The sequence below is a fragment of the Azospirillum thiophilum genome (assembly GCF_001305595.1).
GTDB lineage: Bacteria > Pseudomonadota > Alphaproteobacteria > Azospirillales > Azospirillaceae > Azospirillum > Azospirillum thiophilum.
In genome coordinates this window covers 419,158-432,173 of sequence record NZ_CP012402.1, presented here as the reverse complement: position 1 = coordinate 432,173, position 13,016 = coordinate 419,158, and the positions used below count along the sequence as shown (strand labels likewise).

Annotated in this window: 10 protein-coding genes and 1 pseudogene; 9 read left to right on the top strand and 2 right to left on the bottom strand. The window is 68.3% G+C overall.

The features are described from left to right. Positions 1 to 140: 140 nt before the first annotated feature. Positions 141 to 716 (top strand): class I SAM-dependent methyltransferase, encoded by a 576-nt coding sequence (locus AL072_RS15775; RefSeq protein ID WP_045583239.1) that lies wholly within the window; start codon positions 141 to 143, stop codon positions 714 to 716. Positions 717 to 722: 6 nt separating this feature from the next. Then, positions 723 to 2,051, top strand: a complete 1,329-nt coding sequence (locus AL072_RS15770; protein WP_425388602.1) for a class I SAM-dependent methyltransferase — start codon at positions 723 to 725, stop codon at positions 2,049 to 2,051. Between the two features lie 142 nt (positions 2,052 to 2,193). Here the strand turns inward: AL072_RS15770 and AL072_RS15765 are convergent, their stop codons facing one another. Both AL072_RS15765 and AL072_RS15760 read right to left on the bottom strand, forming a co-directional pair. Further along, positions 2,194 to 4,365, bottom strand: a complete 2,172-nt coding sequence (locus AL072_RS15765; RefSeq protein WP_045583240.1) for a malate synthase G — start codon at positions 4,363 to 4,365, stop codon at positions 2,194 to 2,196. 146 nt (positions 4,366 to 4,511) lie between these two features. Then, positions 4,512 to 5,705, bottom strand: coding sequence for a hypothetical protein (locus AL072_RS15760; protein ID WP_045583241.1), 1,194 nt, complete (start codon positions 5,703 to 5,705; stop codon positions 4,512 to 4,514). A gap of 205 nt (positions 5,706 to 5,910) precedes the next feature. Between AL072_RS15760 and AL072_RS15755 the strand changes: the two genes are divergently transcribed. The 7 genes and pseudogenes from AL072_RS15755 to sufD all read left to right on the top strand — a co-directional run bounded on the left by AL072_RS15755 (position 5,911) and on the right by sufD (position 13,014). Continuing rightward, positions 5,911 to 6,882: a hypothetical protein gene (locus AL072_RS15755; protein WP_045583242.1), complete on the top strand. Its 972-nt coding sequence runs from the start codon at positions 5,911 to 5,913 to the stop codon at positions 6,880 to 6,882. Continuing rightward, positions 6,879 to 7,304, top strand: coding sequence for a phage holin family protein (locus AL072_RS15750; RefSeq protein ID WP_045583243.1), 426 nt, complete (start codon positions 6,879 to 6,881; stop codon positions 7,302 to 7,304). The genes AL072_RS15755 and AL072_RS15750 overlap by 4 nt, the downstream gene beginning before the upstream one ends. A gap of 69 nt (positions 7,305 to 7,373) precedes the next feature. Then, complete coding sequence (locus tag AL072_RS15745; protein WP_045583244.1) at positions 7,374 to 8,417, top strand: hypothetical protein; 1,044 nt, start codon at positions 7,374 to 7,376, stop codon at positions 8,415 to 8,417. Positions 8,418 to 8,767: 350 nt separating this feature from the next. Then, positions 8,768 to 9,238 (top strand): SUF system Fe-S cluster assembly regulator, encoded by a 471-nt coding sequence (locus tag AL072_RS15740; RefSeq protein WP_045583245.1) that lies wholly within the window; start codon positions 8,768 to 8,770, stop codon positions 9,236 to 9,238. A gap of 45 nt (positions 9,239 to 9,283) precedes the next feature. Next, complete coding sequence (sufB, locus tag AL072_RS15735; protein ID WP_045583246.1) at positions 9,284 to 10,768, top strand: Fe-S cluster assembly protein SufB; 1,485 nt, start codon at positions 9,284 to 9,286, stop codon at positions 10,766 to 10,768. A 159-nt stretch (positions 10,769 to 10,927) separates the two neighbouring features. Further along, a pseudogene (gene sufC, locus AL072_RS15730) lies at positions 10,928 to 11,617 on the top strand (Fe-S cluster assembly ATPase SufC); the annotation flags it as partial. Further along, entirely contained in the window at positions 11,617 to 13,014 is a 1,398-nt protein-coding gene (sufD, locus tag AL072_RS15725) for a Fe-S cluster assembly protein SufD (RefSeq protein ID WP_245636882.1), read from the top strand. The pseudogene sufC and the gene sufD, both read left to right, overlap by 1 nt. Positions 13,015 to 13,016: the final 2 nt, after the last annotated feature.

Here is a 13,016-nt window from a genome sequence, read left to right as displayed (position 1 = left end):
AATGCTGATATCGTCGATTCTTACGGTTTTGTTAAACGATCGTTCAAAATCCATTCGGCTGGCGCAATGAAACGCAACTCAGTAAAAGAGGTTGAAGCAGAGCCGAGGAATTGATCCGGCATCTGTGAGGAGGTCGGTCGATGTCACTTGCTGAACGCAAGCTTTTTGTCGAGCGCTGGATTCGCTCACCCCTGAAGGTTGCCTCCGTCACCCCGAGCGGCCCCGAACTGTGCCGGGCCATGGCCAAGGCGACGCAGTGCGGTCCCGGCCGCCGGGTGGTGGAACTGGGACCGGGCACCGGACCGGTCACCACGGCGCTGCTTGCCCACGGCGTCACCCCCGACAATCTGCTGATGGTGGAACTCGACCCGGCCTTCGCCGACCATCTGTCGGTGTTGCACCCGGACGCCACGGTGGTGCGCGGCGATGCGACCCGGCTGCGCCGGATCGTGCAGGCCCATGGCTGGGAGGATTGCGACGCCGTGGTGTCGGGACTGCCGCTGATCGCCATGCCGCTGTCGGTCCAGGCGCGAATCGTGCGCGGCGCCTTTTCCGTGCTGGCGCCCGACGGGGTTTTCGTGCAATTCACCTACGGTCCCTTCGCCCCGGTGAATCCGGAACTGATCCGCCGGATGCGGCTCAAGCCGCGGCGCCATGCCTGGATCGCCCGGAACCTGCCGCCGGCATCGGTGTGGACCTTCCGACGGCTGCCCTGACGACGAGTGATTTTGACCACTGATCCTGTTCTGGACCAAGCGCGCGCCCTGATCGGCGCGCGCCGCCACCGCCCCGCCCTGCGCCTGCTGCGCGGTGCGGCCGCTCCCGGCGGGATGGAGCGGCTTCATCTGCTCGGACTGGCCTATCTCGGCCACCGCGACCCGCCGGCGGCCATCGCCTGCCTGCGCCGGGTGCTGGCGGACAACCCCGGCGAGGCCGGTCGGCTGGCGGTTCTCGCCAGGGCCCATCAGGCCGACAACGCCCCTCTTCCCGCCGTCCGCTGGCTGGAACGTGCGGTCCGCCTCGCCCCCGAGCGCCCCGACCTGATCGCTGCGCTGGCCGGCGCGCTGCGCCGAGACGCCCGCTATGCCGATGCGCTTTCCCTGGCGCGCAAGGCGCTGGCCGCCGGTGATCCCTCCGCCGACATCCGCTTCGAGGCGGCGACGGCCGCCGCCTATCTGGGGTGCGACAAGGAAGCGCTGGCCCATTTCGATGCGCTGCTGGCCGACGATCCCGAACATGCCGCCGCCTGGTTCGGCAGCCATGCCCAGGCGCTGCATCATCACGGTCCCGACGACGCCCTGCGCCGGCTCCGCCGCGCCACCCGCTGCGGCGGGGCCAACGGCAAATACTGGGGCTATCTCGCCGCCACCCTGCGGCTGCTCGGCCATGGCGAGGAGGCCGACAGGGTCGAAGCCGCGGAGGTCGGCGACAACCCGAAGCGCCGGCCGCTGCCGGACGGGGCGAAGGCCCTGCTGCCCCGCCTCTCCGCCGATTTCCGGCTGTTCGGCAGCAGTGGACGGCTGCTGCGTCACGCGCTGGCCTGTGCGCAAGCGCCGGGTCTGGTGCTGGAGTTCGGCGTACGCCGCGGCACCTCGCTCGACCATATCGCCGAAGCGGCCGGGCAGGAAGTCCACGGCTTCGATTCCTTCGAGGGGCTGCCGGAAGGCTGGGTCAATTCTCCGCGCGGCGTGCTGACCACCGGCAATCAGTTGCCGCCGGTGCGCGACAATGCCCGCCTGCATGTGGGCTGGTTCGAGGACAGCCTGCCGCCCTTCCTCGCCGCACAGCCGGGGCCGGTGCGTTTCGTCAATGTGGACAGCGACATCTACGCGTCGGCCCGCACCGTACTGACCGCGCTTGCCGACCGGATCCGGCCGGGAAGCATCATCGTCTTCGACGAATATATCGGCAACCTGAGCTGGCGAGACGACGAGTACCGGGCCTTCCAGGAATTTGCTGTCGAGCACGCCGTACGCTACGAGTATTTCGCGGCAAGCCCCTATACGAAGCAGGTGGCTGTGCGGATTTTGGGAATCGGCACCGCGTCTTAGGTGGTCGCAGCGCTTGCCCCCACCCCGGCCCTCCCCCGCTATTGCGGGAGAGGGTGCCTTCTGCGAAGCGGCGGCAGTCCCCTCCACCGCCAGAGGCGGGGGAGGGTTAGGGAGGGGGCAAAAGCCCCCGTAACGCCAGAACTTACACCGCCGCCTTCACCTGACGGCGACGGGCGTGCAGCACCGGTTCGGTGTAGCCGTTTGGCTGAACGCGGCCCTTGAACACCAGATCGCAGGCCGCCTGGAATGCGATGCTGCCGTCGAAATTGCCGGCCATCGGCTTGTACAGCGGGTCGCCGGCATTCTGCTTGTCGACGACGGCGGCCATGCGCTTCATGACCTCCATCACCTGGGCCTCGGTGCAGATGCCGTGATGCAGCCAGTTGGCGATGTGCTGGCTGGAGATGCGCAGGGTGGCGCGGTCCTCCATCAGGCCGACGTCATGGATGTCCGGCACCTTGGAACAGCCGACGCCCTGGTCGACCCAGCGCACGACGTAACCCAGGATGCCCTGGGCATTGTTCTCCAGCTCCTGCCGGATCTCGTCCTCCGACCAGTTGGGACGGTCGGCGAGCGGGAGGGTCAGAATGTCGGACAGGGCTGCCGCCTGGCGCTTGGCCAGCAGGTCCTGCACCTCGGCGACGTTGACAGCGTGATAGTGGGTTGCGTGCAGCGTGGCGGCGGTCGGCGACGGAACCCAGGCGGTGTTGGCGCCGGCCTTCGGATGGCCGATCTTGGCGACCAGCATGTCGGCCATCAGGTCGGGCATCGCCCACATGCCCTTGCCGATCTGGGCACGGCCCTTCAGCCCGGCGCGCAGGCCGACGTCGACATTGTTGTCCTCATAGGCCGAGATCCATTTGGTGGCCTTCATCGCCGCCTTGCGGACGACCGGGCCGGCCTCCATCGAGGTGTGGATTTCGTCGCCGGTACGGTCGAGGAAGCCGGTGTTGATGAACACCACGCGATCCTTGGCGGCGCGAATGCACTCCTTGAGGTTGACGCTGGTCCGCCGCTCCTCGTCCATGATGCCGACCTTGAGGGTGTTGCGGGCCATGCCCAGCAGATCCTCGACGCGGCCGAACAGCTCGTCGGTGAAGGCGACCTCCTCGGGCCCGTGCATCTTCGGCTTCACGATGTAGACCGAGCCGGCGCGGCTGTTGCGCAAGCCGCCATCAGCTTTTTGAGGGGCCTTCAGGTCATGGAGGGCGATCAGCGAGGTGAAGACGCCGTCCAGGATGCCTTCCGGCGCCTCGCTGCCGTCGGACAGCTTGACCATGTCGATGGTCATCAGGTGGCCGACGTTGCGGACCAGCAGCAGGCTGCGGCCGTGCAGGGTCAGCGTGCCGGCCGGCGTGGTATAGACGCGGTCGGGGTTCAGCTTGCGGACGACGGTCCTGTCACCCTTGGGGAAGCTGGCCTCCAGCGTGCCCGTCATCAGGCCGAGCCAGTTGCGGTAGGCGCCGACCTTGTCCTCGGCATCCACGGCGGCGACGGAATCCTCGCAGTCCTGGATGGTCGACAGCGCCGCTTCCAGCACGACGTCGGCGACACCGGCCGGATCGTCCTTGCCGATCATGCTGGCGCGGTCGATGCGGATCTCGATATGGGTGCCGTTCTGGACCAGCAGCACCGCCGACGGGGCCGCGGCATCGCCCTGCCAGCCGACGAAGGCGGCCTTGTCCTTCAGGCCGGTCTTGCCGCCGTCCTTCAGCGTCACCGCCAGCGCATCGCCCTCGACCGCATAGCCGGTGGCGTCGGCATGGCTGCCGCCGGCCAGCGGCACGCTGTCGTCCAGGAACCTGCGCGCCCAGGCGATCACCTGCGCGCCGCGCGCGGCATCGTAGCCGCCGGCCGCCGGGGTGCCCGGGATCGCATCGGTGCCGTACAGCGCGTCATACAGGCTGCCCCAGCGCGCATTGGCGGCGTTCAGGGCATAGCGGGCATTGGTGATCGGCACCACCAGCTGCGGGCCGGCGAGATAGGCGATCTCAGGATCGACATTGCCGGTGCCGACACTGAAATCCTCGCCCTCCGGCACGAGATAGCCGATCCCGCGCAGGAAGGACTCATATTCGGCCTGGTCGAAGAGCGTGCCGCGGCGCGCGGTGTGCCACGCATCGATCTGCGCCTGCAGGCTGTCGCGCTTGTCCAGCAGCGCCCTGTTGCGCGGCGCCAGATCGTGCAGCAGCGCGTCCAGGCCGCTCCACAGACGATCGGCGTCGACACCGGTCCCGGGCAAAGCCTCGTCATTGATGAAGTCATAGAGGGGTTGGGCGATCTCGAGGCCGCCGCGGCGAATCCAGTTGCTCATCTCGTTGCGTGTCCCATTCTCTTGCGCTCGGTTCGCAGACTCCTCTCCGGGAGTCTTGGTCACCGGTTATCGCGTCATCCGATCGAACCGGTCAACACAATGTCGCACCGCAGCGTATGGCGAATTGGTAGCAGGCGCGATGCACCTCAGGCCAGCAGGTCGACCGCCACGGACGGCTGGACCGCCGGCTGTCCGGCCATGGCTCCCGCCATGCCCTCCATGCCTGTGAACGCGTCTGTGCCGAGGCCGTCCGGGCTGTCGTCGTCCGCCCCTCCGGCCAGCAGCCCCGCCGCCGCCAGCGCGCCGCTGGAGCCGAAGGCGGCTGCACGCAGCGCATTGACCTCCTTCTGGGCGCCCTCGACCATCTTGTCGTCGGCCTTGAAGCCCTCGCGCCGCTCCCGCCGCCGCTGTTCGGACGCGTCGAGCATGTTGGCGGCCTTGGCCTCGCCGATGATCCGCTTGGAGGTGGCCAGCACGCCTTCCACCCGCTGGCCGAAGGTGTCGGCCTCACGGTAGCGCGACATCTTCGCCGCGTTGTCGGCCATCAGTTGGTGGATCATCGCGCTGCGGCCGCCGGTGCCCGACGCCGCGCCCGACGCCGCCTGCCCTCCGCCGGTGAAGCCGCCATCGCCCAACCCCGACAGGACATCGTCGACCAGCTTGGCGATGTCGTCCGGCAGCATGGCATCCCCGGCGGCAGCCCCGCTCTCCACCATCTCGCCGGCCGCGGACTCGGCGGCGGCGGCGGACTCTGCAGCCGTCAGGTCGGCGGCCGTCTCGGCCGATGCCCCCTCCCTGGTCGAGATGCCGATGGTCAGCGTCACCTCGGTCTGCTGCAGGGTCAGGGTCGTGGTGCGGGTGGTGATCGTCGTCTCGCTGGACAGCAGGCTGCCGCCACCGGCGGCGGCGCTGCTGTCCCCGGGCAGCCCAAGGTCGGCCGCCGCCTTGATGCCGGCACCATATTCCTTGGCAGCGCGCCCAGCCTCCCGCGCCAGCAATGCCGCCTCGCGTGCCAGGGACGCCAGCTTCTGCGGGTCGCCCTGGGCGAAGCGCATCGCCAGCTTCAGCTCCTCGATCCGGCGTTCGACCTGTTCCAGCCGGGCGGCTGCGGAAGCCTTGGACCCGCCGACGCGCCGGGCCTCCTCCAGCGCCGTCCTGGCGTTGGCGCTGTCGCTCTGCCATTTGGCGAGGGGCTTGGTCAGACCCTGCGCACGCTCGGCCTTCTGGGCGAGCTGGCCCTGGGCGTCTTTCGCCTCCAGCTCCTTCTCCCACGGCTTTTTCGCCTGTTGCAGCCGGAAAATCCCCGACTGGCCGTCGGCCACCACGCTGAAGACGCTCATGCCGCCACCCTCCGGCCAGACCGCACCCGGATATTCGCGGCAAAGTTTAGCACATTCGCGACGACTGTCCATTTCGCGCAACAGAGTCGGGGAACACCAGGGCTTGGCTGGTGTTTCCCAATCCGACACCCGATTCCGCAACGGGCGGTTTGATGCCGCAGGCGCGGAGACGCGGAATACCGGAATCCCGAGGAGGAAAAACACGATGCCGAACCGCGATACGACCGGCACCGGCGGACCGAACCCGACCGGCCCGACCATTGGCAGTTCAACCACCAGCACGGCCGCCGGCACCTCCACCGGCGGCAGCCTGTCGGGCGGGCGCACCGGCGTCGAGGACATGAAGAAGACGGTGAACCGCGCCGCCGACGAGGCCGTGAACACCGGGCGCGAGGCGCTGGACCAGGCCCAGGGCCGCATCCGGTCGCTGCTGGAACAGCAGACCGGCCGTGCCGCCGACCAGTTGGGCGGCGTCGCCAACGCCCTGCACAAGGCCGCAGAGCAGTTGAACGCCGAGAATGGCGGCATGGTCGCCGACTATGCCGAGCAGGCCGCCGGCCGCGTCGAACGTGTCGCCGACATGCTGCGTGACGCGACGATCGACGACATCGTCGGCGAGGTGGAAGGCTTCGCCCGCCGCCAGCCGGAAGTGTTCATCGGCGCTGCCTTCGCCGCCGGCTTCCTGGTCGCGCGCTTCATCAAGAGCTCGGGCGAGCGCCGCATGCACCGCGCCTCCACCGCGCTCCGCTCCGGTGTCCACCCGTCGCAAGGCGTGCCCAGCACCCGCAGTCCCGGCCGCGACATGAACCGCGAGCCCGCACGCACGCCCAGCCGCGGCATGGCCGGCGGCATCGCGGAATCGGTCAGCCGCACCACTCCTGCCCACAGCGCCGACACCCCCACCACCGGCAGCCAGCCGGATCTCCCGGCCGCCGATCCGCTTGGTGAACCCAAGCCGGCCTCCGGCCGCATCGGCATGCCGCTGTCCTCCGCCCCGGCTTCCGTCACCGGCCACACCGCCACGCCGTCGGCCGACACCGCGCTCGGCACCAGCACGGTTCCGGGCGCCACGGGCACGACCGGCAGCGCCGGCGGTTCCGCGAATGCCGGCACCACCGGCTTCGCCGGGGTCGCAGGCACCTCCTCCACCTCCAAGCCGCAGGGGCAGCGTCCATGAGCGCCGCCGAGAACCGCTATGACGAGCCGCGGGATCCGCGGCAGGACCGGCCGCTCGCCGGCCTGTTCGCCGATCTCGCCCGCGAATCCGCCAACCTCGCCCGATCCGAGATCGCGTTGGCGAAGGCCGAACTCACCGACAAGGCCTCCGAGGCCGCCGGTGGCATCGCCTTCATCGCCGTCGGCGGACTGGTCGCCTTCGCCGGCGTCCTGTTCCTGCTCGCCTCCGCGGTTCTCGGCCTGTCCAACGTCCTGGCACCCTGGCTGTCCGCGCTGATCGTCGGCCTGGTGGTTCTGGCGGTGGGGGGCATCCTGGCCTATGTCGGCAAGAACCGGCTGAGCCCTGCCAACCTCCGTCCGCGCCGCACCATGAACACGCTGGACGAAGACAAGCGCTGGGCCAAGGCGCAACTCGCCCGCTAAACCCCCGCCCCCGCCCCTGCCCCCGCCGAGAGACGGCGGTAACAGGGATCGCCGCAACAGGGATCGCCGATGACCGAAGACACCCGCCATCCGCAGGATCTCGACGCCCTGGAGGGCGTCATCCGCGCCCGCCGCGCGCGCCTCGGCGGCACAGTAGAGGCGCTGCGCGACCGCACCGCGCGTCTGCGCGACGGTCTGGCGCGATGGACCCCCCATTCTCCGATGGAGCACACCATGAAGCACACCTATACGCCGGCAACGCCGGACAGCAGCTCGCAGTACCGCAACGACCGCCCGGAATCCGCCCGGACGGTTCGTCACAGGGGATCCCAGCCGTCCGGCTCGATGCTCGGCACCGTCACCAGCAACCCGATCCCGCTGGCCCTGGTCGGCATCGGCCTCGGCTGGCTGGCGCTGTCCAGCACCGGCTACGACCGCCGGATCGTCCGTTCCCGGGCCATCCGCTCGGCCCGCCACACCGTGAGCGACGCCGTCGACTATGCCCGCGAGTCGCTGGGCAGCGCCACCGACAGCGTCCGCAACGCAGCAGGCGACGCCTACGACCGGGCGTCGGGTGCCGTCGGCGATGTCTATGACCGGGCGTCGGACACCGTGGGCAACGCCTATGACCGGGCCAGCGACAGCGTCGGCGGCATGATCGGCCGCTCGGCCGAGGATCACGGCCGGGACAACGGGATCGGACAGCACGGGAGCCATGTCCAGGGAAGCCGCTCCCACTCCGGCGGTGTGTCGCGCCTGTCCGCCATGGCGCCGTCGGCCGATCATCTGCGCCACCGGATGCACGATGTCTCGTCCGGATTCTGGGACATGGTGGAGGATCACCCGATCGTCGCCGGCGTCATGGGCGTCGCCCTGGGCGCCGCCATCGGCGCGGCATTGCCCAGCACCCGCTATGAGAACCGGTGGGTCGGCGACTATTCCGACGAGGCGACCGAACGTGCCAAGACCCTGGCGATGGATGCGCTGGACCGCGGCACCCGCGCCGCACAGGCCGCCACCCAGACCGTGGTCGAGTCGGCCAAGGAGGACGTCCGCGACGTCATGTCGGCAGCAAAAAACGCCGCGCGCGAAGAGGTGAAGAAGCCGGGCTGATGCCGCCCCGCTCCCAACCGTATGCTTTCACGGGACGCCCCCGCGCCATGCCGGCGCGGGGTTTTCCGTTTCGGTGGAGAGCTTTTGCTTCAAGATCCGATGTGCGTGCAGATCCCCGCAACCTGGTGCCTGATCCCCGGCTCCCCTGCCCGGCCCACGCGCATCGGGCGGCATTATACCTGAGTGGAGCCGAAGGGTATTCCTGCCGGTGCTGTCATGCCGCAACTGCCGATCCGTTGCGAGGGTCGCAGAAACCCTGCCTTTCAATCGACAAACGCCCCTTGCCCCGCCGGTCAATCAGGACTAAATTGGTCCTGTATTCGAAACCGGAGGCGAAACGGGGTACGGTCATGATCCGGCTGAGCAAGCTCACCGACTACGCCATCGTCGTGCTGAGCGAGATGGCGCGCCATGTGGGCACGGTCCATACCGTCGCCCAGCTGGCCGATCGCACCGGCGTTCCCGCCCCGACGGTCGCCAAGCTGATGAAGGCGATGACCCCGGCAGGGCTCACCACCTCGCAACGGGGCGCTGCCGGTGGTTATGCGCTCAGCCGGCCATCCGATGCAATCTCCATCGCGGAGATCATCACGGCGCTGGACGGCCCGATCGCACTGACCGCCTGCGTCGAGGGTGCCGACAGCCAATGCGGGGTGGAGCAGCTTTGCCCCATGCGCGGCGGTTGGGAAAAGGTGAACCGCGCCATCCGCGGCGCGCTGGAAGAGGTGACGCTGGCCGACATGATGATCCCCATCACCTTCCCGGCTCCCGCCCCCAAGGCAACCGCCACAGCCGCCCAGCCGGCCCGCCCGGCATACTGACCGGCGCGCACCGACCAGAATTCTTGAGAAGGACGAGGCAAAGCCATGGCCGCCCAACCGGAAACCGTCGAGCAGGTCCGCGCCGTCACGGAACAGAAGTACAAGTACGGCTTCACGACCGACATCGAGTCCGATGTCGCGCCGAAGGGTCTGAACGAGGACATCGTCCGCTTCATCTCCGCGAAGAAGGACGAGCCGGAATGGCTGCTGGACTGGCGCCTGAAGGCCTTCCGCGTCTGGCAGACGATGGAGGAGCCGCAATGGGCCGCCGTCAGCTTCCCGCCCATCGACTATCAGGACGCGCATTACTATGCCGCGCCGAAGCAGAAGGCCGGCCCGAAGTCGCTGGACGAGGTCGACCCGGAACTGCTGAAGACCTATGAGAAGCTGGGCATCCCGCTGCGCGAGCAGGAGATCCTGGCCGGCGTCGAGGGGTCGGAGGGCAAGAGCCCGGCCATCGCCGTCGACGCCGTGTTCGACAGCGTCTCGGTCGCCACCACCTTCAAGGCGAAGCTGGAGGAGATGGGCATCATCTTCTGTGCGATCTCCGAGGCAGTGCAGAAGCACCCGGAGCTCGTGAAGAAGTATCTCGGCTCGGTCGTGCCCTACACCGACAATTACTATGCCACGCTGAACTGCGCGGTCTTCACCGACGGCAGCTTCGTCTACATCCCCAAGGGCGTGCGTTGCCCGATGGAGCTGTCGACCTATTTCCGCATCAACCAGGCCAACACCGGCCAGTTCGAGCGGACGCTGATCATCGCCGACGAGGGTGCTTACGTCAGCTATCTGGAAGGCTGTACCGCGCCCCAGCGCGACGAGAACCAGCTGCACGCCGCGGTGGTCGAGCTGGTGGCGATGGACGACGCGACCATCAAATATTCCACCGTCCAGAACTGGTATCCCGGCAATGCCGAAGGCGTCGGCGGTATCTACAACTTCGTGACCAAGCGCGGCGCCTGCCGCGGCAGGAACTCCAAGATCTCCTGGACGCAGGTCGAGACCGGCTCCGCCATCACCTGGAAGTACCCGAGCTGCATCCTGCAGGGTGACAATTCGGTGGGCGAGTTCTACTCGGTCGCCATCACCAACAACTTCCAGCAGGCCGACACCGGCACCAAGATGATCCACATCGGCAAGAACACCCGCTCGACGATCGTGTCGAAGGGCATCTCGGCCGGCAGGGCGCAGCAGACCTACCGCGGGCTGGTGAAGATCCTGCCCAAGGCGGAGGGGGCGCGCAACCATACCCAATGCGACAGCCTGCTGATCGGCGACCGCTGCGGCGCCCACACGGTGCCCTACATCGAGAGCCGCAACCGCTCCGCCCGCATCGAGCATGAGGCGACGACCGCCAAGATCAGCGAGGACCAGCTCTTCTATTGCCGCCAGCGCGGTATTTCCGAGGAAGACGCCGTGTCGCTGATCGTCAACGGCTTCTGCAAGGAGGTCCTGAAGGAACTCCCCATGGAATTCGCGGTGGAAGCGCAGAAGCTGGTCGGCATCAGCCTGGAAGGCAGCGTGGGGTAAGTCCCGCTGCCCCCTCTCCACCCGGGGAGAGGGGAAAATGAAACGGAGAACCGGACGGCGTGCCGGCAGCCTGAAGAAGACAACGAGGCGAAGACGATGATCGAAATCAAGAACCTGCACGCCACCGTGGACGGCAAGGAAATCCTCAAGGGTGTCGATCTGACGATCCGCCCGGGGGAGGTCCATGCCATCATGGGGCCGAACGGCGCCGGCAAGAGCACCCTGTCCTACGTGCTGGCCGGCCGCGACGGCTACGAGGTCACGGAAGGCTCGGTCACCTATTACGGCAAGGATCTGCTGGCCATGGAGCCGGAGGAGCGGGCGGCCGAGGGCGTCTTCCTGGCCTTCCAGTATCCGGTGGAAATCCCCGGCGTCGGCAACACCACCTTCCTCAAGACCGCGATCAACGCCATCCGCAAGCATCGCGGCGAGAAGGAGCTGGACGCCATGCAGTTCCTGAAGCTGATCCGTGCGAAGACCAAGGCGCTGGGCATGTCGGACGAGATGCTGAAGCGCGCGGTCAATGTCGGCTTCTCCGGCGGCGAGAAGAAGCGCAACGAGACGTTGCAGATGGCGGTGCTGGAGCCGAAATTCGCCATCCTCGACGAGACCGACAGCGGCCTCGACATCGATGCGCTGAAGATCGTCGCGGAAGGCGTGAACGCGCTGCGCTCGCCGGAGCGGTCGATGCTGGTCATCACCCATTACCAGCGCCTGCTCGACTACATCATTCCCGACCATGTCCATGTGCTGGCCGCCGGCCGCATCGTGAAGTCGGGCGACAAGGACCTGGCGCTGGAGCTGGAGAAGAACGGCTACCGCGACTTCGGCACGAGCGAGGCGGCGTGATGACGGCGCTCAACCCCCGGTCCGACTCTCCCCTTCACCCGATGACCTATTCGACGCGGGGCGCCGATCCGACGACGGCGCCGGCCCTGCTGGCGCCGCTCGACCAGGTGGGAGCCGGCCTGCCCGGCAGCGGGCTGTCCTGGCTGGATGATCTGCGCAGCGCCGGCCGCGAGCGCTTTGCCGCCGTCGGCCTGCCGACGATCAAGAACGAGAGCTGGCGCTACACCAACCTGCGCGACCTCGCAAAGCTGTCCTTCCAGCCGGCCGCTCCGGCGGCTGCGGCGGCCAGCATCGATTTGCTGCCGAGCGTCCGGCCGGAGGGGGAGGACGGGCCGCGGCTGGTCTTCGTCGACGGCCGGTTCCGTGCGGACCTGTCCTCGACCGGCGGGCTGCCGCCGGGGGTCCGACTGCTGAGCCTCGCCGCCGTGCTGACCAGCCCCGGCGATCTGCCGGGCGACCTGCTGGCCGACCATGTCGGGCGCCTCGCCGCAGCCGACGACCGGCCGCTGGTGGCGCTGAACAGCGCCTATCTGGCCGACGGCCCGGTCCTGCATGTGCCGGCCGGCGTCCAGCTCGAACGGCCGGTCGAACTGGTCTTCGTGTCCGTCGGCTCCGACGCCCAGGCGACCTCCTGCCACCCGCGCACGCTGCTGATCGCCGAGGCCGGGTCGAAGGCGGTGGTGGTCGAGCATCATGTCGGCCGCGGCGCCGGCACCACGCTCGCCAACCACGTCACCGAGGTCTTCGTCGGCGAGGGCGCCACGCTGCACCATTACAAGTCACAGCGCGAAGGCGGCGGGGCCATCCACCTGTCGCACATCGCGGCGACGGTGGCGACCGGCGGCTGCTACGACAACTTCATCCTGACGACCGGCGCCAAGCTGTCGCGCAACGAGGTGGTCAGCCGCCTGGACGGGACCGAGGCGCGGACCCATGTCAGCGGCGGCTATCTGGTCCGCGGCAAGCAGCATGCCGACACCACCACGCTGATCGTCCATGCCCAGCCCTTTGGGACCAGCCGCGAGGTCTACAAGGGCGTCATCGACGACACGGCGCGCGCGGTGTTCCAGGGCAAGATCACCGTCTGCCCGGATGCGCAGAAGACCGACGGCTATCAGCTGAACCGGGCGCTGCTGCTGTCCGACGGCGCCGAGATCGACAGCAAGCCGGAACTGGAGATCCATGCCGACGACGTGAAGTGCAGCCACGGCTGCACCGCCGGCGAACTGGACGACGACGCGCTGTTCTATCTGCGCGCCCGCGGCATCGACAGGGACACCGCCCAGGGGCTGCTGATCGGCGCCTTCCTGTCGGAATCGCTGGAGGAAATCGCCGAACTGTCGATCCGCGACGCCTTCCAGGGGATCGTGGCCGGCTGGCTGGAGGAGCAGAAGTAACC